The organism is Amphibacillus xylanus NBRC 15112 (assembly GCF_000307165.1).
Classification (GTDB): domain Bacteria; phylum Bacillota; class Bacilli; order Bacillales; family Amphibacillaceae; genus Amphibacillus; species Amphibacillus xylanus.
In genome coordinates, this window is record NC_018704.1 from 2,514,443 (window position 1) to 2,538,531 (window position 24,089).

Here is a 24,089-nt window from a genome sequence, read left to right on the forward strand (position 1 = left end):
GACCTACATCCTGTAGGCCCGAAAGCGTCCGCCTAGAGTGGAAATCACCGCGTCACCTGTAACCCAATTGTTCGTGTTTTATAGCCAATTAAGTCATTATGAAATTCATTCATAATAAAAAAGGAGAGGATTTACATGTTTAAAAATTTATCGATTAAGACAATTGTTGCAATTGGGATTGGCTCTGCTGTTTATTTAGTTCTAGGGCGCTTTGTTACCATTCCGACAGGTGTACCGAATACGAACGTAGAAACAGCTATTGCTTTCTTAGCGTTTATTGCCGTTCTCTTTGGACCAATTGCCGGTGGACTTGTGGGACTCATTGGACACGCTCTAAAGGATTTCTTAATGTTTGGTTCAGTTTGGTGGAGCTGGGTGCTTGTATCTCTCTTTGTCGGATTCTTCATTGGGTTAGTCGCACATCGCATTAAGCTTGAGGAAGGACAATTTGGTAAGAAGGAAATTATTTCATTTAATTTAGTTCAAGTAGTCGTTCAAATTATTGGGTGGGGACTTTTAGCACCAGTGCTAGATATTTTAATTTACGCAGAACCTGTCAATAAGGTGTTTACTCAAGGTTTAGTTGCAGCATTATTAAACATCATTTCAGTTGGTGTATTCGCAACCATTCTGTTGTTGTCTTATTCAAAAACTCAAAGTCGAGGTAATAGCTTAACTAAGGAAGATTAATCAAAAATTTTCAAGTAGCTCTTTTAATTAAAAAGTAGGTGTCACGATGGAAAAACCAATTATATTGTTTGAGCAATTTTCTTTTAAATATCACAGTCAAGTCGAGCCTACCTTAAAGTCGATTAATTTATCAATTAATCACGGTGAAAAAGTATTAATTTTAGGACCTTCTGGTTCTGGAAAAAGCACATTAGCCCATTGCCTCAATGGGCTTGTGCCTTTTTCATATAAGGGTGAGATGACTGGTACGCTAAAGATCAAAGATCAAGAAACGAAGGAGTTAGACATTTTTTCTTTATCAAAAATTGTTGGTACTGTGTTACAGGATACGGATGGCCAATTTATCGGACTATCTGTAGGTGAGGATATTGCCTTTAGCTTAGAGAATGAAAATATTGCTCAGGATTCAATGAAAGAGATTGTTGATCAAACAGCTAAACTAGTCAATGTTGACTCACATATTCAGCATTCCATTCACGAATTATCTGGCGGATTAAAACAACGTGTTTCACTTGGTGGTGTTTTAGTTGAGCAGGATCTAGACATTTTATTATTTGATGAGCCTCTAGCAAACTTAGATCCAGCTACTGGTCGCTATGCCATGAAGCTCATAGATCAAATTCACCAAGTAAATAAGAAAACAGTCATTGTTATTGAGCATCGGTTAGAGGATGCGTTACAGCTTCAATTTGATCGTGTAATAGTAATTGATAACGGTGAAATCGTTGCCGATACGACACCGAATCAATTGTTAGCATCTCAAACGCTTGATCAAGTTCATATCCGCGAGCCCCTATATACGAAAGCACTAAAATATAGTGGATCTATGATTAAACCTAGTCATAACCCTCAACATATTGATCAGCTTATTTTATCAGAATCAGATATTAGCAGATTACAGCAATGGCAAACTCATTACCGCGAACAAGCAAAAGCACCAAACGCTGATCTACTCTTGTCGTTAAATAACGTTAATTTCAGTTATGAATCCGAACAAGTACTATCTGATATTTCATTTACAATCAAGCGTGGTGAAATGATTAGTTTGGTCGGGAAAAATGGTGCTGGTAAATCAACTTTAGCAAAGGTCATTTGTGGATTTGAAAAGCATCAGCACGGGCATATAACTTTTGCTGGTGTACCACTTGAGGGAGAGTCAATTTTTGAACGGGCGAATCGAATTGGTTTTGTATTACAAAATCCAAATCAAATGATTTCTAAGCACTTAATTTTTGATGAGGTTGCATTAGGACTCAGATTAAGACATGTCCCTGAGGAAAAGGTTAAAGAAAAAGTTTATGATGTGCTTCAGGTTTGTGGTCTGTATCCATTTAGAAATTGGCCGGTTGCCGCATTAAGCTTTGGACAGAAGAAGCGATTAACCGTTGCCTCAATTTTAGTGCTTGAGCCAGAGCTAATCATTTTAGATGAGCCAACTGCTGGGCAAGATCTTAAACATTATACTGAAATTATGGATTTTTTAGAGCAGTTAAATCAGCGTGGAGTGACAATTATTTTTATTACGCATGATATGCACCTAATGCTTGAATACACATCACGGGCGTTAGTTTTAGCTGATGGGAAGTTGATTGCTGATCAAAATCCAGTCGATGTCCTAACAAATGATCGTTTAATTGAACAAGCACATCTTAAACGAACTTCATTATTTGATTTAGCTGTTAAAGCAGGAATTAAACAGCCAACTCAATTTATTGACCATTTTATTTCTCACGATAGGAAGGTACGAAAAACATGGCAGTAAAAATGTTAGGTTACTTTGAACGTGATTCAGTGATTCATCGTTTGTCTGGTGTAACAAAGTTGATCATCTTCCTGCTTTGGTCAACAGCAGCCATGTTAACGTATGATACTCGGGTGTTACTTGTCTTATTTGTTTTAGGATTAGTGATTTTCAAGCTCTCAAAAGTTAAACTTAAAGAAATCAGCGTTGTACTGGTCTTAATTTTATTTTTCCTATTGTTAAATAATTTAGCGATTTATCTCTTTTCGCCACAAGAAGGCGTTCAAATCTATAATCATTCGACGGAGCTTTTTACGATTTATGGTAGGTACAACATGACAGTTGAGCAATTATTTTATCAACTTAACGTTACGTTAAAATATATTGTCGTTACACCTGCTGCTTTATTATTTATTATTACAACACAACCAAGTGAATTTGCCGCATCACTAAATAAGATTGGTGTCCATTATAAAATTAGTATCGCGGTTTCGCTAGCGTTACGATATATCCCAGATATTCAACGAGACTTCAGAACAATTAGTCAAGTTCAGCAAGCGCGTGGGGTTGATTTTTCAAAAAATGAAAAACTACTACGAAGATTAAAAAATGTAAGCTCGGTTATTATGCCGTTAATTTTTTCTAGCTTAGACCGGATTGAAACAATTAGTCAGGCAATGGAGTTACGTAGCTTTGGCAAGCATAATAAACGAACGTGGTATAGCGCTAGACCTTTAACAAAAATTGATTGGATTGTACTCGTAGCGAGTGTGATACTATTTACATTGGCAATGGTTGTAACATTTTATGATGGTTCTCGATTTTACAATCCGTTTTAATTTAAGCGGATTGGGTATACCATTGATAACTTAGAAATGCTTAACTAACTATTTCCTGGGAAATATCGACAGGAAATATGGTGTAGGAGGACAAGTGTGTGGAGAAAGTGATCTTTATTGAAACAGGGGTTGGAGTAGATACGCATGGTCAAGATATTACTAAGGCAGCTCGACGTGCTGTTCAAAATGCGATTCATTCAAACTCTATGCCTGGTCTGAAAGATTATTTACCAGGTCAGTCATTACACAATATGAGAGTAAACATTGTGCTAGGTGTTCCAGCAGATCAAGAGTTACTTGATCTTGAAGCAGTTAAAGAGGAAATTCCTTATGGTCATGTCACAGTGGAAGTGGTAAGTGGTGGATTAGCAACAACAAGTGGCATTATTCTACCAGAGCAAGATGATAAAAATGATTTAATGTATATTGTGATTGCAGCTGTTCAAGTTGGTTATTAATTAGAATTAAAGAAGCTTGCTCGTCATCATTAAGATGAGAGCAAGCTTTTTATATTGCTTATAAAACAAATGCTGAAATTAACACACCAATAATACCAACTGCAGTTATAGCATAGACTGTCTTTTCTGGCATGCGTCCATTATCTTTCATCGCTTTACCAAACATAAAGAAGACGACTGGGTGAACTAAAAACGGCATTGAGAAGATAAATGGTATTAAGTGAGCCGCTTCTGCCCCAAATAATCCGCCTTGTGTTGCTGCAAATAGTCCAAAGTGTGATAGCGATGAGGTTGTACCCATTCCTGCATAATCGAGTGGTAGCGATCCTAGTGTTAATAATAGTAGGCCACCAAAGACTGCTACAACTTGCCAGCCAAACGAAAATTGCATTAATGCTTTAACCTCTTGTGCATCATCACCATTTGATTTACGTAATGTTTTCATGGAGATAAGTGTAAGTACTAAACCAATTACAACAACTAAAACGGACGGCCACATCCATAGGCTACCTCGTTCTGAGCTTATGGCTAGAATTGAAAAGACAAATATATGACCGAAGAATGGCATGTTAACCATAATTGGTGTACGTCTTTGTGCTTCTGATCCTAGGTCCCCTGCAGTAGCAGCACCTGTCAACCCAGAGTGAGATAATGCTCCAGCCGCACTAGGCGCTAGGTTGCGAATGTGGTTTGTTTTCCCTAAGAACATCATCAGTGCAATTCCACCAAACATAAAGAGGAGTTGCCCGAAGAATCCATAAGCTAGAACCGCTGACATTCCTTCAACTGAGAATGCTTCGCCCATACGTGAGCCACCAACCATAAAGTTTCCAGCTAAAACAACAGGAATACCTGCAAATAGTAATGCTTTAATTGTTGGACCTAGTGACCAGCGGTATAATAAGGCTCCCGTTAATGAGGAAAGTACCATTGTGAAAAAGATTTGTGGTAGAGCAATAATTGGGCTAATCCATTGAGAGATCAAGCTTGATAAATATAAAACTAAAATAATGGCAATAATCTCAATAATCCCTTTTCTAATATATAAAGGTTTATTTTTAATAGTTGCTCGATTATCAATAAATATGACAGCACCAACGATTCCAATATAAGCGATCAGTGGGTATACTTCACTAAGTGCACTATTACTTTGACCAATCAATACTCTTGTTGCTCCTTCAATCCCAATTAATAAGAAGAAGGCGCGAATGATCATGACCATTTGTGTTCGCGTTGTACCTAATACTGATTCTTCATCTGATGGGATCACTAGTTCATCAATCTCTGAATCATCTTTTGAAAGTAGCTTTCGTAATGCTTGGCCTCCAACGAAGAAGGTAACAACTAAAGCGATAATTGTAGATGAAGCAATTAAATTAACCATCGGGAAGGAAGGCAATCCTGGTTCTGCTACACCGGTTTCGACTAGAATATAACCCATCGTTAGACCAAAAATTACTACAATTAAAATTGGTGAATAACGGGTTCCTGCTACCACGGTCCTCGATATGAGAACGATCGGGATAATCAGGAATAATGAAATCCAAAACTGATTTAATAAGTTCATATTAGAAAACTGTTCTATCATAAACTCCATAACATACCTCCAAAGTTATAATAATGATAACGATTTCATTGATAGAATACTTGATATTTCCTACTTTGTAAACTATAAGGATTAAATATTTTTATAATTAATTACACTACCGTTGCATAAATGTAGTTTGAATTTTCAGTAAACTACTAATTCTAATTATGACAAAAAAACTTAGTAACCAACTAAAAGTGGCTCTGTCCATTTGGTAAAAATATATGAAGGTTTCCATAAAGCAGCCTTAAGCCAACGGCTTATTCGTAGTAAAGGCTTATCACTATTTGCTTTTAATCTGACAAGAACATGAAGACAGTATGTTATCAACGCTAAATAGATTTGATTTTGTAATGCCGTTTCAGTCATACCGTAAAAATGTTTGATTTCTACATGCTGTTTTAACCATTTAAAGAATAGTTCAATCGCCCAACGCGAACGATAAATATAACTAATTTCATCGGCTGATAGGTCAAAACGGTTCGTAATGAGTCTTAACTGGTTTCCTTTTGTATCTTCGACTTCAATTAGTCGAAAATAATGTTCAGCTCGATTTTGATATGTTCCAATTAGGACCATCTTATCGCTAATAACTGTTGAATTTCCTGGTAACTTAAATGAATATACGTCTCTAGTTACTGCATTTTTCTTCAACCTTGAGACGAAGAAATAGCCATCATCAGTCATTCGATCAAATTGTTCATAATCGACATAGCCACGATCAAATACATACATGGCTTCCTTGTCATCTACGAGTACCTCAAGTTGATTTCGATCGTGCTCATCAGCTGTTGTCATAATCGCTTTATCTGGGTAGACATTGTCTTTACCCATAAACACAAGTCGTAAGTGAAGCTTAACGCCTGCTTTTGTTTTACGAAACGTTGCCCATTTATAATTAGTAAGATTAAGCGGCAACGTTGTTGAGTCTATAATTTTCAACGGTATCAAGTTTTTTGATTGATTATGGTGTGTATGGATTTGACTCACTAAATCCAAAAAGATGGTAGATAAAACGGTTGGATCTAATTCGTTATTCTTACGTGATAATTGCGAAGCACTAATCGAATCAAAGCCAACGGCTTTTTGAAAATCTTCATCCAATAAAGCGTCGCTAATCGCATGTAAACTTTCTGTTTCATGTAATTGTGCAAAGAGCATAATCTTTAGAAATGATTCTGTCGTTAGTTTCTTTGTGTAGTAATCTTGTTTTAGAATATCCACTTGTTTAGAAAGTTTTTTCATGTTTATAGGGGATATCCATTTACCAAATGAAGTTTTTAGTGTATTCTTGTCCATAGAATTGTTCCTTTGTAGTGTATTGGACAGGAAACCACCATCTAAATACATTATAAAGGATTTTTTCTTGGGTAAAAACGATATTGCTGAAAATTCATAATAATGTTAATTTTCAGTAATAATTAATGCAACGCTAGTGAATTAAGATCAATTATAAATTAAACAAAAGAAAGCGCAATCATTTCTATCAACCTATTCTGACTGATTGAGATGTTTTTGTCGATATTCCTTCGGCGTCATACCAATTAATTTTCTAAAGTTCCGATTGAACGTTCGTGCATTTTGGAATCCCGATTTATCAGAGATCTCAGTAATTGAGTAGCTTGAGTTCTTGAGTAAAAAACATGCGTGGTTGACACGTGAATAGTTTAATAGACCAGGGAACGTACTATTTAAATGTTCCGAGATTAATTTAGACACGTAGACACTACTATAGCCTAAAGCCTCACTTAATTGATCTAGCCTTAAATTATCATGGAAGTTATTTTCAATATAAATTAGTAGTTGTGCTAATAACCCTTGATTATTTTTCACATGGACAAGCTTTGTCTTTTGTTCAAATTGATACAAAATATAATAAAGTGCTGACTTTCGATAATAATACGAATCAGTGTTAAATAGAGGCTCATGTAGTTGTTCAATTTGTTCATCTGATAAAGATATAATTGGGTGATCAAATGCCTTGTATTCAGTCTTTGAATAAAAATCTTCTGTATACTCAGGTGAAAATATTAAAATGTCTAATCTAGATTGAATAGGCGTTTCAATAAAATGTGTCTGAAATGGCAAAATTAACGCAACATCACCTTTAGTCAACGAATACGATGTTTGGTTAATATTTAAGACACTATGACCTTGCTTACATATAATCAACTCAAAGCTTCGGTGTACATGTTCTGGATAGGTTAATGACTCTGGATGGAACTGAAAGACAGCTAAATCCTCGCCATAATGATCATGTTGGAATTCTATCATCATATACAACCCCTTATACTTTTTGTCTATTACTATATAGATTATGTCTTGTCTTTGCAAGCCTTTACACACTACAATATCAGTATGAGATATGTTATTTGTTAGATTACTATTTTATATTTTACTAGTCATACAGATAACCTACCTCCAATTGAAGCAGTTGTTCAAGTTTACGTTAAACTCATATTTAAATAAATATCGTAACACATTCAACCGAACAACTATCCGGTATTAAATGCTTAAATCTATTTAATCACCTTAATTTTAATTATTTATTTTAAAAGGAGAAGATACTAACATGAATAAATTCACAAACCCTGTTATTGAAGGATTTGCACCAGACCCATCTGTATGTGCAGTAGGGGATGATTATTATTTAGTAACATCCACATTTGCCTATTTCCCTGGTGTTCCTGTTTATCACAGTAAAGACCTTGTTAACTGGAAGCAAATCGGTAACGCCTTGCATCGAGAAGAGCAATTAAAACTATTAAACGCAGAGCATTCTGCTGGTATATTTGCTCCTTGTATTCGTTATCATGAAGGAACATTTTATATGATTACTACTAACGTATCTCATGGTGGTAACTTCTTAGTTACAGCAACCGACCCGGCTGGTCCTTGGTCAGATCCATACTTTATTGACAATGCACCTGGAATTGATCCTAGCCTATTCTTTGATGATGACGGAAAGTGCTACTATGTCGGAACTCGCCCGAATCCAGAAGGGGTAAAATACAATGGGGATTGGGAAGTATGGTTACAGGAATTTGATCTTGAAACAATGCAACTAACTGGTGTAAGTACGAAGCTTTGGAAAGGTGCTTTACACACAGCGATTTGGCCAGAGGCGCCTCACATCTATAAAAAAGATGGTTACTATTATTTATTAATTGCAGAGGGTGGTACAGGATTTAACCACGCTTGTACGGTTGCTCGTAGTGAAAGAGTTGACGGTCCATATATCGGAAATAAAAACAACCCAATCTTAACACACCGTCACCTAGGTAAAGATTTCCCTGTTCACAATGTTGGACACGGTGACTTTGTTGAAACACCTGATGGAAAATGGTATATTACATTATTAGCTAGCCGAATTTTCGATGGATACAGTAACCTAGGTAGAGAAACATTCTTGGCTGAGGTTGTATGGGAAGATGGTTGGCCAGTTGTTAACCCAGGTGTTGGACGTCTGCTTGAAGTACAAGAGCATAAGCTACCATTAGTACCTGTTGAGCAAACTGAAAAACATACATTTGAAACGATTAAACCAGAATTTATGTTTTTACGTAATCCAGATATGAGTAATTTCGATAATAAAGTAAGAGAAGGATGGTTACGTCTACATCCAACTACTACAACAATTAAAGACTTAGCTTCACCTACATTCTTAAGTGTTCGTCAACAATCAATGTGGTATAAACTATCTACACATGTTGAGCTAGCACTCGCTCCAGGTGGAGAAGCAGGTCTAGTCATTTTACAAAATGATAAGTACTCAATCCGCCTTGTAGCTGTTGAAGAGGAAAATCAAACAGTTGTTAAAATGGTTACAATGATTGACAGTGAAGAAACAGTAGTAGGATCAGAAGTGATTACTGAGAAAGACATCGTTCTAGAAATTCACGGCACAGGACAAAGAGTTAAAGGTATTTGCCGAGTAGGAGATCAAGAACTGGTTATTGCTGAAGATGTTGATGCTCACTATTTAAGTACTGAAGTTGCTGGTGGATTCGTTGGTTGTACATTAGGAATCTACACAACGTCAACTGCTAAAGAACCTGGATATGCTGACTTTGAATGGTTAGAAAATAAAAAAACAAATAAATAATGAGATAGGGCTGAGCTTTGGCTCAGCCTTTTAATCAGTTATTTTCAAGAGGAGGATTTAAATGTCTGAAATAGTTAAAGCGATTAATCCAATTGTCCCACTAGATTATCCCGATCCTGATGTCATTAGGGTTGATGATACGTACTATATGGTCACAACGACAATGCATTTTATGCCAGGTTGTGAAATTCTACGTTCATATGACTTAGTTAACTGGGAGCATGCCGCTTTCGTTTATGATAAGTTAGACAGTACACCTGCTCAAAGACTTGAAAATGGTCAAAACATCTATGGTAAAGGAATGTGGGCAGCAAGCATTCGTCACCATAAAGGAAAGTTTTACGTTATATTTGCTGCAAACGATACACGCAAAACATACCTATTTACAGCAGAACAAGTAGAAGGCCCATGGGAAAAAAGCGAGATCGAAGGCTTCTATCATGATTCTTCTTTACTTTTTGATGATGATGATCGTGTCTATCTTGTATATGGTAATAGAGATGTCCAACTAATCGAACTTGAAAGTGACTTATCTAAACCAAAAGAAGGTGGAATTAACAGGACAATCGTATCTGACCGTGACAACCCTAATTTAGGTTATGAAGGTGCTCACTTCTATAAAATTAACCAGAAGTATTATGTGTTCTTAATCCGTTCATTGCCGGATCGATGGATGCGAGTAGAAGGCTGTTTTGTTGCTGATTCAATAGATGGTGAATTTAAAGGTGGAGACATTTTCATAGATGATCGTAATTACTGCGGTCAAGGGGTGGCTCAAGGAGGCATTGTTGATACACCTGATGGAGATTGGTATGCAATTCTATTCCAAGATCATGGAGCAGTTGGACGTATTCCAATTTTACTACCGATTAAATGGGAAAATGACTTCCCAGTATTCGGTGCTGAAGGAAAGGTACCAACTGATTTTACAACAAAAAGCACAAGACCTAATTATTCATATCAACCATTAGTTAACTCTGATGATTTTAAGCAACGTTACGATAATACTTATGGATTAGCGCCAATATGGCAATTTAATCATGAACCAATTGAAAGTGATTTTTCAATTAATGAGGATAAAGGTTATTTTGAATTAAGAACAAGTAAAGTGACAAATAATATACTAGATGCAACAAATACATTAACAACTAGAATGCTCTTCCCTCACTGTGCCGCTGAAGTTACTGTTGATGCAAGCCAAATTAAAGATGGCGATGTGACAGGATTTAGCGCATTTCAAGGAGCGTATGGATTTGTTGGCATCACAAAGCAAGATTCAAAATACTATTTAATTATGCGAACTAAGCCACTAGATAACTTAGAGATGCAATCATTTGACCCGAATGAAACACCTGAAAAAGAGTGGGAGCGAATTGAAATTGATCATCCTACGATGACATTTAGAATTGAAGCGGACTTTTGGCAGATGAAAGACGAAGTAAAATTCCTTTATCAAAAAGACGATCAATTTATTCAGATAGGCCCTAATCATCAAACGGCTTTTAGACTAGATCACTTTACCGGATGTAGATTTGGTTTATTCTACTATTCAACAGAGCAATCTGGCGGCACTGTTCAATTCAGTCAGTTTAAATATATAAAGTAATATAATTAAACATAGTTAAATAAAAGCAAAGCATAGATACACTTTGGATTAATATTGACCAGAGATCATATCTATGCTTTTTCCTATTTTCACCTAGAATTTCCCCTGTTAAATAACTAACTTATGACATGTGGTATTTTAATTTGAAAGCGCTATCATTTAAGGTGAGGACAACGGAATCAAAACGAAGTGGAGGTCTATATATATTAAGCTGATTTCGTGATCCAAATTATATTTTTGGGGGTATAAAGGTGAAAAAGCGGATATTGGCAATTTTATTAGTACTTATTTTTGCACTTGTAGCTTGTGGAGATAAAGATACTGCTTCTCCAAATGACGTTGAGGGTGACGACACCGACAATACTGAAGAGACGACTGATGAGGTTGAAGAAGAAGAGCCCACAGTTGACTATGAACAAACACCAGAAATGGATTTTGACCTAGGTGGCAGAACACTCAAGCTTGTATCATGGTACGATGAGCAAGTAGGTGAAGGTAGCCCAGACAGTATTGCTATTTCTGAGAATATGGAAGCACTAAAAGAAAAGCATAACTTCGATATTGAATACGTTGTAGTTGATTACGGTGAGTATCAAGAGAGAGTTACTGCATCATTAATTGCTGGTGAACCTTTAGGTGATATTATTAGACTTCCGAGACCATGGATGATTCCTACACTAACTAGACAAGGATTATTCCATCCAGTAGATGAGTACGTTATTAATGAAAACTCATTTGTTCTTCAATACACTGAACAACATTCTGAGTTTGACGGTAGAGGTTATGGATTCCGTGTCGGTATCGCAGGAGCTGCTGGTGGTGTATTCTATAACCGAACACTTATGAATGAGTTAAACTTAGATCCATTACAGGCTTATGTTGATAATGGTGAGTGGAATTGGGAAACGTTTAAAGCAGTTGCTGAATCAGCAAATCAAGACACTAACAATGATGGTACTATCGACACGTGGGGACTTGCAACATCAAGCATTCTCGTCCAAGCACTTGCAGCTAACGAAGCAGCAATTGTACGTAACGGAAAACAAAACTTAGAAGATCCAGCTACTATTGAAGTTATGGAGTTTATTTCTGAGCTTGGTGATGGTATTGCTCGTCCAACTGAAGGTGGAGACTGGACTGAACCTAAACAGTTCTTCTTACAAGGTAATACTCTAATGTATGTAGGTCAGGACTATGAGATGGCTGACTTTATTGATGGACTACCAGACCATGATATTGGATTCCTTCCTTTCCCTATGGGGCCAAGTGCATCAAGTTACCAAACACATATTACAATTCCTAACTACTACACAATTCCAAGTGCTGTAGAGGATCCAGATAAGATTGTTTATCTGTGGGAGAAGATGTATGACATTGAATCAATTTATGACTATCCAGAACAAGCTAACTTCGAAACACACTTCAATAATGAAGATGATATTAACAACGCTAGATTAGCTGTTCAAAGTTTCCAAGTTATTGAGCAAATTGACTATTACCCATCAATGCCTTATTACGAATTTAGTGGTGAGTTAAGTGATGGCGTTAATATTTCAACACTCATTGAATCATATGGTCCTTCATTCCAAGCAGCCATTGACGAGGTTTGGGGAGAATAATAAATAATTCAAAAGCTAATCATAAAGCAGTATCCTATGTTTAAGTAGGATACTGCTTAAATTTTTTTATCCACTTTCTTATCCACAGAACTCATTATATTGCTTTATCCACTGATACTACACAGGTTAACCACAACTTTTCCACACTTTGTTGAAAATTTATTTTTTTCAGTTAGACATTTTGTGTGGGAATACCCGTTCTGTACTATATATTGAAAGTTACACACAACGTTATGCACAGTCTGTGGATAACGTTTGGTTTATCCCCAAAACCTACCCTGTCTAGCTCCTTTTAGCCTTATATCCAACTGATTAGACTTGTATTTAATACATTTTAATCCCTGTGGACATCATATATATAAATATTTTTTAACAAATTAAAAGTGTTAGCATAACACTAACACTTTTAATTAGGAACTATATATGGTATTTAAATTTTACTGTTTTGTTAATTCAACTATGACCTGTTCTGCTTGACCCATTCGGTAAAAGTCGACCACCATCGTATCACCCGGTTGTTTCTTTTGATATAAAAACTTCCTTAGATCAACGATCGTATGGACGGGTTCCCCGTCTAATTCAACAATGACGTCATAAGGTTGTAATCCTGCATAGTCTGCGGGAGTAAAGGGTTCAACTGATTGAATGTAAATACCACCCATCACGTGATCAGGTAATTGTAAGCTTCTTTTCCACTCTGTTTTAGGAACGTCAATTAGTGAATATGCCTCAACACCTAAAAATGCGCGTGTCACTTGCCCTGTTTGCTCTAATTCTTGAATAACAGGTAGGGCTTCATTAATGGGTATCGCAAAGCCAATTCCTTCAACCGCTTCCTGATTAATTTTCATTGAATTAATTCCGATTAACTGTCCTTGCATGTTAATCAGCGCACCACCACTGTTACCTGGGTTGATAGCAGCATCCGTTTGAATAACATCTGCTTGCCAATCTGCTAATCCATCACCACTAAAGTCTTGAGGTATTGAACGTTGTGTGCCACTAATAATCCCTTGTGTGACAGAGCCTGACAATCCTAAACCTAATGGATTACCAATTGCAATCACTGGTTCTCCAACTTTCGTTAGCTCAGAATTTCCCAACTCAATGACTACATCAATATGTGTTCCATCAACCTCTAGTACAGCTAAATCAGTGTATAAATCACTACCTTTAAGCTCAGCAATTAAGCGTGTATCGTCTTCTAAAATAATCTCAATTTGATCTGCACCTTCAATAACATGATGGTTCGTCACAATATAGGCTCGATCAGCTTCTTTTCTATAAATAACGCCTGATCCCGTCCCACCATCATAACTTGCCTGATCCCAAAAGTTAAATGATTTCGTTTGGAGATTCTCAACCCCAACTACAGCTGGCGTTACACGTTCAACAATCGAGGTTACTTGTGTAGCAATATCAACACTTACAGGTCTAATTGGATCTAATTTATAAGTGGACTCTTCTTGTGTAGTATGCATCATCTGTCCAACAATATTTCCTTGTTCGGATACGACATAAAATTGATACGGTAACAAGTCCAATTCTATTAGTTTAGGTAAAGCTACAGCAAACAAAAATGCACCTAAAACTACTCCTATAACTAAGGAGAGGAATAGATTTATTGTATTTCGTCGATAACGTTTATTTCGGCTTCTATTCGTACCATCATCAAAATATACGATCCTGATCAACCCCTTTACTACCAATGTGACTAGTTTACCTCAAAAAGTTGAAGTTTAAACCACTTGATAAAGAGGCGTAGGCACTAGAGGATCTGTATCATGAATTGTAACTGTATCACCAATTGGAAAATCAGCTTGCTTTAGGTGATTTTCTACTGACATTCGTGCAAGTTCCTTCATATTGTTATCTTTACTTAAATGAGCCAGATAAATTCGTTTTGTTTGGTCACCAATTATATCTTCTAATGCAAGCGCGCAGTCATCATTTGATACGTGACCATAGTCACCCAAAATACGACGCTTAACGTTCCAAGGGTATCGGCCCATTTGAAGCATTGAAACATCATGATTAGCTTCAAATATTAATGCATCAGCATTTTCCACTGTTTTCTTAATTCGTTCGGAAACATAGCCTAGATCCGTTACAATTGCAACTTTCTTTCCTTGGTGGTGAAATGCATAAAACATCGGCTCAGCTGCATCATGTGATACACCAAAAGATTCTACATCAATATCACCAAATGTTTTAACTTGTTCCATCTCAAAAATAAATTTTTGATCAAGTGAGATTTTACCAATGGAGTGCTCCATTGCCTTCCATGTTTTTTCGTTTGCATAAATCGGCAAATTATATTTTCTTGCGATAATGCCGAGCCCTTTAATGTGGTCACTATGCTCATGAGTAACTAAAATCCTTGATAGTTCTTTGGGATTTAAACCCGATTCTTCAAACAATCGATCGATCTGCTTTCCGCTAAGCCCAGCATCGACTAAAATTTTCTCTTTATCTGTCCCTATATAAAATGCATTGCCTGAACTTCCTGAGGCAAGCACTGAAAATTGAAACGTCATTCTTTATCCACCTCAACTATATTTTGATGAACACCTAATAATGTTTGTGTAATTTTTGAAAGTAAATCTTCTCTTTCTTCCTCTAAGTGATAAAATTTCAGGTTATCATCGTGTTCTGATTCAAGTAAGTCTACTAAACTGATGATATTTTCTAAAAAAAACTGATCATTTTGTGGATAATTATGACCTTCAATCGCATTAACAAAATGATGTTGACTATTATTTACTTGAATATTCCAAGTTGGATTGAGTAATTGCTCACCATTAGGTAGTGAAACTAAATTATGATATCCCAAAGAAGCATTTGTGATTGTATCACCTGTTCTTAAAGCGTTTAAGTGATGATATAGTCGGTAAACAGCATCATATTGTTTAATCAATGATCTCTCTTCATCCGCACCACCAACAACCCTTAATTGTGTCTGTTCATATTGTGTAATATGCCCTTCAGAATTTAGATGAATCAACAGAATAGCATTAGAATTATAGAATACAGGGTGTTCGATACTTTGAAAATAGACCAGTACTCTAGCTTGTTCAACTTCATCCCAATAAGTATAGCGATCGCCGTTTAAAATAATATCACTTAGTTGATTATCCTCATCAAGAAAATCAAAAGCAACTGGCTCATCAAAACGAGAAAACAAATAAAAATCATCGATCACTACAATTTGTTGATTAGGTAATTGTTCAAGTTCTTTTTGGGCATATAAATTATAATTATAATTTTGCGTATGAATTAGTGGCGCTGTGTAATTCTCATCTGAAAGGTTATCTAAGCCACTAATGTTGAATTCCAATTGTTCTTCACGGGATGTAATGGGTATAGTAGCCATGTCCTCTTCTTGCCGATCAATCAGCTGTTTCACTAAAAATATGTTTAGAATTAAAAAACAAACAATAAATAAATTTTTAATTTGGCCCCATTGCATTTGAATCCCCTCCTATACCTTCCGGCAGAATTACTAACGGACTCCAGCCATTAATCCCCTTAACATACCAGGTCGGAATCAATTCATACACTTGGCCTTGACCACCTATTTGCTCTCTAACACGATAACCAACAGTTACATCATAGATTGCTGATCTCCGGTAACTATCACCACTCAATATTTGGATAACTTCATTAGCACTAATTAAATTTGTCATCTCCCTAGCAACACCACGCTGTTCCACTAAAGTAATTAATGGGTGACGATATTGATAAACAACATGATTATGCCAAGCAACCGAAATAGTCGATAACGGTGATTCTGAGAAAATTGGAATCCCATTATAAGATAGTGAAAAATCTACACGATTCGTCTGTGGTGTCATCTCTAATCGAGAAATAAAGTAACTAAATGGTTCCTCATACGTGTAACCCTTATGTGTATTGATAAAATCATTTACTTCATTTAGCAACTCATAATACGTTAGATCTTCATCCGAAATTCTTTGTTGATTTGTTTGATTGGTAAATGTTATATAATTTGATTTATGTGATAGCTCTCTAGTGCCATCAATAAAAATTGTATCTCCTGTTGAAGTTCTTGAACTTCGAACAATTGATGGGGTACTAAAGAGGAAATTCTTAAACGGATCGATTGGGATATCTCGATAAGAAAAAAGTAAAACTTTAACATCTAAATAATTCGGCAAATACATATTTGTCCCACGACTACTTTCATGGACTTCATATGTTATTGACGGCTCAGTAGAAAATACTCGCTCAATCCGCTCTACTCCTTCCGCATATTCCTGTAAACTAGCCCCAATTACCCGATCTTCTAGATCATTCCTAAAAATGAGATGAAATCCTTCATGATTTAAAATAATTTCGATTCGATTAAAAATACCTTCTGGAATATCTGTTGATTGATCAACTGAAAATAAATCATAAATTGTTTCAGATGGTAGTTCTGTCGCAAATACGATTTCTAATCGATCATTATTTTCTTCCCACCACTCCTCATCTAAATTAAAACTCGTAAAATTATATAATGAATATTCACGGATTCGCTCAAATAAATGAACTTCTGCTAATTTTCTTGCTAAACCGATTGGTTTTTCCTCGCTTTGCTTATGCATAATTAGATAGATGGGCTTTAAAATTTCTGAGCGTGATAAACGATAACCTGATTCAATCTCTGGATCAACTAAATTCTCATCATTACCAGACATCTCAAAGTTCGGCTGGTGGTTCCAAATTGCTAATGTTAAAAACATACTTGAAAACACAAGTAATACGAGTAGGATTGTTTTTAATTGTTCCCGCTTCATCGTTAATCACCCTGCTTTCGTGCAATTAAAGGTAATGAGAAGAATACTCTCGTTCCTTGCCCCTCAATACTCTCTGCCCATATTTGACCTTGATGATTGACAATAATTTCTTTAGCAATTGCTAAGCCTAGGCCTGTACCTCCACGTTCTCTAGAACGAGCAGCATCAGCACGATAAAAACGATCAAATATTTTGTCCAATTTACTTGGTGAGATACCAGGGCCATTATCGGCAATCATTACCTTTATGCGATTTCGCTCTTTCGTTAATTTAAACCGAACAGCCTCATCTTGTGGTGAATATTTTAGTGCGTTTGACATAATGTTATCAACGACTTGAATAATTTGATCTTTATCCATCCATAAGAAAATACTTTCACGAGGGATACTCCGTTCAATTTTAATTCGTTCATCTTTATTCATTTCAAATCGATCAAGTACATGGTGGAAAAACGGTACAACGTTCACTCGTTCTTTTACCATTTCGTGACCTTTATTGTCCATTTTGGATAATTGTAATAAGTCATTAACAAGACGAATCATTCGTTCAGTCTCATTTTGAGTCACTTCTAAAAATTGTGGCGCGATCTCTTTATTCGTCCATGCTCCATCAATAAGAGCCTCTAAATAGCTACGCATTGTCGTTAATGGCGTACGTAGTTCATGAGATACATTGGATACAAACTCTCGACGTTCCCTTTCAACCTTTTCCTGTTCAGTAACGTCACTAATCACAGTAATATATCCTGAAAATCGGCCATACTCATCTTCTACTACAGTAAAATTAGCCTTTAATAATAAGAAGTGATTATCATCACTAAAATCAATTGTAATTGAACTCGAATCTTGCATTTCAACTAATTGAATCATATCTTCACTTAAATTAAGCACATCGAAAATAAGCTTATTCTGTACTTGTTCAAAGGTTTGACCGATTAAAATCTCTGCCGGATCATTCATTAAAATGATTTGCCCTGCTTCATTAGTAGAAATTACACCATCGGACATATTTGATAAGACCGAACTTAGCTTTCTTCGCTCTTCCTCAGTTGTATGATTAGCAATCTTAATATTTTCTTTCATTTCATTAAATGTATTAGCTAACTGACCAATCTCATCAACACCATATACATTTACTTCTTGTGAGAAATCACCGCTTGCTAAAATCTGCGCCTGTTCACGCATTTCAGTAATCGGTTTTGTAATTGATCGAGCAACTAAGACACCAACAATAGCTGATATACCAACTGCAATTAAGGTACCATTAAGGAAAATCGTATTAATACTAGCAAGTTGCTCATAAATACTTTCCATTGACGCCTCTAAATAAATAGCACCAATTGGCTCATCATCATTGTTTGATAATGGGTGAATCTTAACAAGTCGCCTTTCACCAGTAACAGCATCTCTTTGAATCGATCGTGATTTGGTTCCTGATATTATCGATGGTCTTACACTACTTTCACCAGTAACAATCTTGCCAATGTCTTCTTGATTATTTGTACCAATAATACGGAATTGACGATCTACAATTTGTAGCTTCGAGTATGCATCACTTTGGCCATATAGTGCAATGATATTTGCAATATCATACTCTAGCGAGCGCTCTAAATTACCCTCTGATCTATCTGCTAATATCGCATCTCTAATGTTATAACTCAAAACTTCCAATCGTTCATCAATAGATTCTTCAAAATTCTGCTTAAGCTCTTTCTCTAATCCTTGAGAAAAATAGGCACCAATAACTTGGATCGCTAATAATAGAAGTAAGATCATAATAATGATGATCTTCCATTGAATCGATTGAAATAGTCCTACTTTTTTCATGTGCTTACTCCTGTTCAGGATTTCGTAAATAGTAACCTACACCTCGGCGGGTAATGATCCAAACTGGATTACTTGGGTTATCCTCTATTTTTTCGCGAAGTCTTCTGACCGTCACATCAACTGTTCTCACATCACCATAATAGTCATAGCCCCAAACAGTTTCTAATAGGTGCTCACGTGTCATGACTTGCCCAATATGTCTCGCTAAGTAATGAAGCAATTCAAACTCACGATGAGTCAAATCCACCTGCTTGCCTCCCTTAGTCACCGCATAAGCATCTGGATGAATAATTAATGTCCCTACTTGAATATCTTTTGTTACACTTGTCTGATCATATGGTTGTTGCTGACGTCTTAAGTTAGCTTTAACTCTGGCAATTACTTCACGATTACTAAATGGTTTTGTCACATAGTCATCAGCACCAAGCTCTAGACCTAAAACTTTATCAATTTCCGAGTCTTTAGCTGTTAGCATAATTATTGGCATATTGTGTGTCTTTCTTATTTCCCGACAAACTTCATTACCATCACGTTTTGGTAACATGATATCAAGTAATAATAAATCTGGGTTTTCTTTATGTGTTAATTCAATCGCTTCATCACCATCATACGCACATATGACCTCATAACCTTCATTTTCTAAGTTGAATTTTAATATATCTGCTATTGGCTTTTCATCGTCTACCACTAAAATTTTATGATTCATGTCGATATTGCCTCCCGATAATATATTATCCTCTTGCCTTATTTTAACGCACTTTAAGCAAAATGTCTTATGCTGAAATAGATTTTTGTATATTTTAACTTTTTTCATTTCAAATGGATGAAAAAAAACTCTGTTCTTTACTGGTTCAATGTCAAATAGTGTTGGTAGTTTTATAATTAGTCGAGAATAAATTTATATTAGTATTAATAAAGTTACAACTTGTTCACCGCAGGTGAAATACACTCGCTTTCTTACGTTTAGTCAAGTGTTTAAATCCCTTTTTTTAATTAATTCCCGGAGGGGTACCCCTCCGGGAATTAATTAAAATTTTGCACTTCGAATAGACCTTGTGTTTTTTGTCTTTTTTTCAAGGTCTATTGTGTTATAATTAAATCATAGTATGATTATTGTTGGCTTGAAGCTTTCTCATAATCATACAATAGGTCGTTTTGAATAAGATGAAATGCGACTTTCAAGAATTTATTCATACAAGCGACTACTGCAACCTTATGATGCTTATTATAGGGTTGTTTTTTTAATTTATAATAATAATCAACTAAATGATTTATTTGTTTTCCTTTAGCAGAAAGCATTGAGACAATCATAAAATACAAAATACCACGCAGTCTACTATTACCGCGTTTATTTATACGATCTTTATACTCCATATTTCCAGACTGATATCTTACGATATCTATACCGGCGTATGCATTTAGTTGTTTATTATTTTTAAAACGTGTTAAATCCCCTAGTTCAGCTATGATTCTACAGGCTAATTTATCTTTTATTCCGGGAAATGACCGAAGGATCCTGTATTCTTTACGGTCTTTTGACATTTCTGTCATTCTTTGAATGATTTCATCTTGCTCTTCCTCCATCTCTAATATTTTCTTGGCATAATCCCTTACTAACTCACAAGAATAGTCTGTTTCATCAACTGCTGGAAATGAATCCTTTGCGATTTCAATCAATAAAATTGCTCTTTCCTCTAACTTTTTTAATGAATAGTTTTTCTTAGTGCATTTTTTAATACGATTTTTAATAACTGTTTTAGATCGTTTTAATATCAAGTTTGGGTGAGGGAATACTTGTACAAGATTATAATAAAGTTTTGATTTGTTAATAAAAGCCGTATCAAAGTCTGGGAAAGATAATTGTAATGATGCATGTAGTCGATTTTTGTACTGAATCCTCTCTTTCATAATCTCATCATAGCGACGTGACATTGTACGCATCTGTTCGTAATAAGAATCTTCGCGATAAGTTTGGAAATAATCGTTTTTAAAATGATTCTTAGCCAGTTGATGCGCATCACTTATATCTGTTTTGTTTCTTCTTAGAGATTGGGTGTTAAGGTGTGCTAATAAAGGATTTAAAGAATAATAAACGAGATTATTCTCTCGTAAGAATCGTTCTAAAGCAGCCGAATATACTCCAGTCGCTTCAAAAACAAATTCTAAGGTATAATTATTCTTTTCACTTAGATCTTTAATGATTTTACTTAAATTAGAGAATCCCGTTTTTGAATGAATTAACCTCCCTTCAAATTCACAGTTACCTTGCTCGTTGTAAGCGGCCATGGTACTACTCTTTCGACTAACGTCGAAAGCAATAACGCATCTCATTTTCTTCTCCTCCTTAATATTTTTGTAGAAGTCTCCACTTTACCTTATCGATTCCACTTTCTTATACACGGTCTCTGGGGACCCAACATACTAAGCTGATTCAAATAAGGGAGTGAAGTTAGCCAGTTTCCGATCGTCGAACTCAAGGTCCTTAGCGTGATTCGGCTTTACTTCACTTCTACTATAAAAAAATAGTAGCACAAAACCTGGCCTAGGTCTTGTACTACTAATCTTAGTATGTTTCCACGGGCACGGCTTTTAGCTAACTAAGGCAAGCCAAGAGCGCTTGCCTTAGTGGATCTTCAGCTCGTGCTGGGACTGCGATTACTCGTCCCACCGAAAAGATTTATTCCCGCAGGAGTCTCGTGTATTTCACCTGCTGTTTTTCACTACTAAATTAAATGGCTACTATTTTAACTAAGCAGTTTCCTCTTGCTTTCGTTCCTCTATAAATGTAAGGGATTTAACCCTTCGTCTTTAATATTAAATATTTTTCGTATACAATGAGCGTAGGCCATGTAGATTCTCCTTTAAATTGGTTTTCGTCAACTTAACTCTAAAGGAATCTACGGGCCTTTTTCGATGGAAACACAAAAAAGGTGCCAGCGAATTCGTAAAAGAACTCACCAACACCAAAAATTATAGAACCTCTTTACTAACAGAGGTTTTTTGATTAATTTAATACTTCAGCAGGGTTAATATTTGACCCGTTTTTCTTCACTTCAAAATGCAAGTGGATGCCTGTTGAACGGCCTGTTGTTCCCATAGTACCAATCTTCGTTCCCTTTGGTACAGTGTCACCTTTACTCACTTCAATGCTTGATAAATGAGCATACAATGTTTTATAACCATTGTTATGGTTAATCTCTACAAAGTTACCATACCCGCTATTATAACCTGTTCTTTCAACAACACCATTGTCTGATGCAAGGATGTTACGATTTGTTGGGCGAGCAATATCGATTCCTTTATGATGTGATCCCCAACGCGAACCATAACTACTTGAGATGTAGCCACCAACTGCTGGCCAAGCAAAATCACCTGTACCACGTGACGGAATCACTTTAGTCCCTACAAGCGTAATATCGTGTTTCACTTCTTTAATAATTTTCTCATCCAAGACTTCTCGTTCAACGACTTGTCCGTTTACTTTTTCAATCGCTAGATGAACTTCTTTTTTACCGTCTTCACCAGCTTGTTTTATCTTTGTTTCGCCTCGATAAAGCTCATCAGTTTCTTCAGTCTTTTTCTGTGCTTTTATTACTTCTTCTTTACGCTGTTCTTCATAAACAACTACATTTACTAATGGCACATAATCCGTTACATTAATTTCTTGATCAAGTTGTAAAATACTATCTACATCTAAATCATTATTAAGCTTTAATAATTGGTCTTGTGATAGATTATATTTTTCACCTATTGAGTAAAGCGTATCTCCTGAGACCACTTGATGAATCATATCTTCTAAAGTACCTTTTTCTAATAGTCTAACGGCTTCTTTTACTGTTAATAATTCTGATTCTGAAACAACTGACTCTGAAAATGTAACTTCTTCAGATAGCTTAACGTCAGTAATAATAGTTTCACCAACTTTAAGCTCTTTATTTTGATCTGTTTCATTATTTTCTAGACGTTCTAATACCTCTTCATCTACATATAATTGCTTATAATCGTTGATTGCTTGTTCAGCATCTTCTTTTGAAGCAAAGTGCCCTAAAACTTTCTCGCCAAATTGGACAGTAGTAGCTTGAATACCAAGAACTAGTTGCTGATCAAGCACTTCTAAAACTTGATCAATATTTAGGTTAGCAGAGAATACCCATTCAGGAATAAAAAGGATCTCTTGTCCAAATCCATAAATATATTCATTATCTGAATTGTTTTTTTCTGCAACTTTATCTGAAATAAAATTATCAATCGTTGATTGATCGTGAACAGAGCCTATATATTCATCCTCAAGATATACGTGATAAATAGTTGAAAGCTGTGTATCATTATTTGCATATGTAACCGGGGATTCTACCACGATTAATCCTAAGATACTCACGAGAGTAACTAGTAAGCTCGTCGCAAATATGACTTTAATTCGACTAGTAAGGCTAGTCTTAATAAACGCTTGCATAGTTCAATCCTCCTGCATCAATTTGCATAGATGGTTTTTTCATCTCTAGTAGCTTAACATACTATCAATTCAGATTTAAACCCATTTAACGATAATGTAATATAAACGTATAATTGGTTCCATTTTATACCTTGTATTAAAAGAAAAAAACTGAGGCTGGGACAAAACCCAGTAAAATAACAACGGTGTTCAGTATAAGACTGTACACCGTTGTTTTATGAAAAATATTGACCTCCACTTCAGACATTTGCTTTCCGCGGGAACGGCCTCAGCTTCTGTATCGACTCCTCCAGAGTCGATACAGTGATCTTCGGACACGTTCTTTTCCCGCTGGAGTCAAATGTCTTTCGTTCCAGTCAATATAC

General features: G+C 35.8%; 18 protein-coding genes. 7 read left to right on the forward strand and 11 right to left on the reverse strand.

Going from position 1 to position 24,089, the window contains the following annotated elements; genetic code table 11:
* Positions 1-135: 135 nt before the first annotated feature.
* The 4 genes from AXY_RS11885 (at position 136) to AXY_RS11900 (ending at position 3,728) form a co-directional block, all read left to right on the forward strand.
* The gene (locus AXY_RS11885; RefSeq protein ID WP_015011076.1) at positions 136-690 is read left to right on the forward strand and encodes an ECF-type riboflavin transporter substrate-binding protein; all 555 of its coding nucleotides are present in this window, start codon (positions 136-138) and stop codon (positions 688-690) included.
* Positions 691-736: 46 nt separating this feature from the next.
* Entirely contained in the window at positions 737-2,452 is a 1,716-nt protein-coding gene (locus tag AXY_RS11890; protein WP_015011077.1) for an ABC transporter ATP-binding protein, read from the forward strand.
* Positions 2,443-3,270: an energy-coupling factor transporter transmembrane component T family protein gene (locus AXY_RS11895; RefSeq protein WP_015011078.1), complete on the forward strand. Its 828-nt coding sequence runs from the start codon at positions 2,443-2,445 to the stop codon at positions 3,268-3,270. Before AXY_RS11890 ends, AXY_RS11895 begins: the two co-directional genes overlap by 10 nt.
* Before the next feature lie 98 nt (positions 3,271-3,368).
* Positions 3,369-3,728, forward strand: coding sequence for a Lin0512 family protein (locus AXY_RS11900; RefSeq protein ID WP_015011079.1), 360 nt, complete (start codon positions 3,369-3,371; stop codon positions 3,726-3,728).
* A 58-nt stretch (positions 3,729-3,786) separates the two neighbouring features.
* Here AXY_RS11900 and AXY_RS11905 read toward each other — a convergent pair whose 3' ends face one another.
* The 3 genes from AXY_RS11905 to AXY_RS11915 form a co-directional block, all read right to left on the reverse strand.
* The gene (locus AXY_RS11905) at positions 3,787-5,325 is read right to left on the reverse strand and encodes a hypothetical protein (protein WP_015011080.1); all 1,539 of its coding nucleotides are present in this window, start codon (positions 5,323-5,325) and stop codon (positions 3,787-3,789) included.
* Between the two features lie 171 nt (positions 5,326-5,496).
* On the reverse strand, positions 5,497-6,615 hold the full coding sequence (locus AXY_RS11910; protein WP_041450203.1) for an IS4 family transposase: 1,119 nt from the start codon (positions 6,613-6,615) through the stop codon (positions 5,497-5,499).
* A 192-nt stretch (positions 6,616-6,807) separates the two neighbouring features.
* A complete protein-coding gene (locus AXY_RS11915) occupies positions 6,808-7,590 on the reverse strand; it encodes a helix-turn-helix transcriptional regulator (protein WP_041450204.1) in 783 nt (260 codons plus the stop codon).
* 298 nt (positions 7,591-7,888) lie between these two features.
* Here AXY_RS11915 and AXY_RS11920 point away from each other — a divergent pair, with 298 nt between their 5' ends.
* The 3 genes from AXY_RS11920 to AXY_RS11930 all read left to right on the forward strand — a co-directional run bounded on the left by AXY_RS11920 (position 7,889) and on the right by AXY_RS11930 (position 12,646).
* Positions 7,889-9,421: a glycoside hydrolase family 43 protein gene (locus AXY_RS11920; protein ID WP_015011083.1), complete on the forward strand. Its 1,533-nt coding sequence runs from the start codon at positions 7,889-7,891 to the stop codon at positions 9,419-9,421.
* Between the two features lie 61 nt (positions 9,422-9,482).
* Complete coding sequence (locus AXY_RS11925) at positions 9,483-11,027, forward strand: glycoside hydrolase family 43 protein (RefSeq protein ID WP_015011084.1); 1,545 nt, start codon at positions 9,483-9,485, stop codon at positions 11,025-11,027.
* 251 nt (positions 11,028-11,278) lie between these two features.
* Positions 11,279-12,646 carry an ABC transporter substrate-binding protein gene (locus AXY_RS11930; RefSeq protein WP_015011085.1) on the forward strand — a complete coding sequence of 456 codons (1,368 nt, stop codon included), beginning with the start codon at positions 11,279-11,281 and terminating at the stop codon, positions 12,644-12,646.
* A gap of 437 nt (positions 12,647-13,083) precedes the next feature.
* On the opposite strand, the gene AXY_RS11935 is transcribed toward AXY_RS11930, so the two are convergent.
* The 8 genes from AXY_RS11935 to AXY_RS11970 all read right to left on the reverse strand — a co-directional run bounded on the left by AXY_RS11935 (position 13,084) and on the right by AXY_RS11970 (position 23,724).
* Entirely contained in the window at positions 13,084-14,331 is a 1,248-nt protein-coding gene (locus AXY_RS11935; RefSeq protein WP_041450400.1) for a S1C family serine protease, read from the reverse strand.
* Between the two features lie 54 nt (positions 14,332-14,385).
* Positions 14,386-15,183 (reverse strand): MBL fold metallo-hydrolase, encoded by a 798-nt coding sequence (locus tag AXY_RS11940; protein WP_015011087.1) that lies wholly within the window; start codon positions 15,181-15,183, stop codon positions 14,386-14,388.
* Positions 15,180-16,115 carry a two-component system regulatory protein YycI gene (locus AXY_RS11945; RefSeq protein ID WP_015011088.1) on the reverse strand — a complete coding sequence of 312 codons (936 nt, stop codon included), beginning with the start codon at positions 16,113-16,115 and terminating at the stop codon, positions 15,180-15,182. Before AXY_RS11945 ends, AXY_RS11940 begins: the two co-directional genes overlap by 4 nt.
* Positions 16,096-17,445 (reverse strand): YycH family regulatory protein, encoded by a 1,350-nt coding sequence (locus AXY_RS11950; protein WP_015011089.1) that lies wholly within the window; start codon positions 17,443-17,445, stop codon positions 16,096-16,098. Before AXY_RS11950 ends, AXY_RS11945 begins: the two co-directional genes overlap by 20 nt.
* A 2-nt stretch (positions 17,446-17,447) precedes the next feature.
* Positions 17,448-19,271 (reverse strand): cell wall metabolism sensor histidine kinase WalK, encoded by a 1,824-nt coding sequence (walK, locus tag AXY_RS11955; protein ID WP_015011090.1) that lies wholly within the window; start codon positions 19,269-19,271, stop codon positions 17,448-17,450.
* A 4-nt stretch (positions 19,272-19,275) separates the two neighbouring features.
* On the reverse strand, positions 19,276-19,977 hold the full coding sequence (gene yycF, locus AXY_RS11960; protein WP_015011091.1) for a response regulator YycF: 702 nt from the start codon (positions 19,975-19,977) through the stop codon (positions 19,276-19,278).
* Positions 19,978-20,381: 404 nt separating this feature from the next.
* Entirely contained in the window at positions 20,382-21,602 is a 1,221-nt protein-coding gene (locus tag AXY_RS11965; RefSeq protein ID WP_015009078.1) for an IS110 family RNA-guided transposase, read from the reverse strand.
* Positions 21,603-22,275: 673 nt separating this feature from the next.
* Positions 22,276-23,724 carry a LysM peptidoglycan-binding domain-containing M23 family metallopeptidase gene (locus tag AXY_RS11970; RefSeq protein WP_015011092.1) on the reverse strand — a complete coding sequence of 483 codons (1,449 nt, stop codon included), beginning with the start codon at positions 23,722-23,724 and terminating at the stop codon, positions 22,276-22,278.
* Positions 23,725-24,089: the final 365 nt, after the last annotated feature.

Excerpts from the sequence above, each read along its gene's own strand:
- AXY_RS11895 (WP_015011078.1), top strand. The coding sequence starts at position 2,443 with ATGGCAGTAAAAATGTTAGGTTACTTTGAACGTGATTCAGTGATTCAT.
- AXY_RS11965 (WP_015009078.1), bottom strand. The coding sequence starts at position 21,602 with ATGAGATGCGTTATTGCTTTCGACGTTAGTCGAAAGAGTAGTACCATG.
- AXY_RS11915 (WP_041450204.1), bottom strand. The coding sequence starts at position 7,590 with ATGATAGAATTCCAACATGATCATTATGGCGAGGATTTAGCTGTCTTT.
- AXY_RS11905 (WP_015011080.1), bottom strand. The coding sequence starts at position 5,325 with ATGGAGTTTATGATAGAACAGTTTTCTAATATGAACTTATTAAATCAG.
- walK (WP_015011090.1), bottom strand. The coding sequence starts at position 19,271 with ATGAAAAAAGTAGGACTATTTCAATCGATTCAATGGAAGATCATCATT.
- AXY_RS11885 (WP_015011076.1), top strand. The coding sequence starts at position 136 with ATGTTTAAAAATTTATCGATTAAGACAATTGTTGCAATTGGGATTGGC.
- AXY_RS11925 (WP_015011084.1), top strand. The coding sequence starts at position 9,483 with ATGTCTGAAATAGTTAAAGCGATTAATCCAATTGTCCCACTAGATTAT.
- AXY_RS11890 (WP_015011077.1), top strand. The coding sequence starts at position 737 with ATGGAAAAACCAATTATATTGTTTGAGCAATTTTCTTTTAAATATCAC.
- AXY_RS11940 (WP_015011087.1), bottom strand. The coding sequence starts at position 15,183 with ATGACGTTTCAATTTTCAGTGCTTGCCTCAGGAAGTTCAGGCAATGCA.
- yycF (WP_015011091.1), bottom strand. The coding sequence starts at position 19,977 with ATGAATCATAAAATTTTAGTGGTAGACGATGAAAAGCCAATAGCAGAT.
- AXY_RS11950 (WP_015011089.1), bottom strand. The coding sequence starts at position 17,445 with ATGAAGCGGGAACAATTAAAAACAATCCTACTCGTATTACTTGTGTTT.
- AXY_RS11945 (WP_015011088.1), bottom strand. The coding sequence starts at position 16,115 with ATGCAATGGGGCCAAATTAAAAATTTATTTATTGTTTGTTTTTTAATT.
- AXY_RS11910 (WP_041450203.1), bottom strand. The coding sequence starts at position 6,615 with ATGGACAAGAATACACTAAAAACTTCATTTGGTAAATGGATATCCCCT.
- AXY_RS11970 (WP_015011092.1), bottom strand. The coding sequence starts at position 23,724 with ATGCAAGCGTTTATTAAGACTAGCCTTACTAGTCGAATTAAAGTCATA.
- AXY_RS11920 (WP_015011083.1), top strand. The coding sequence starts at position 7,889 with ATGAATAAATTCACAAACCCTGTTATTGAAGGATTTGCACCAGACCCA.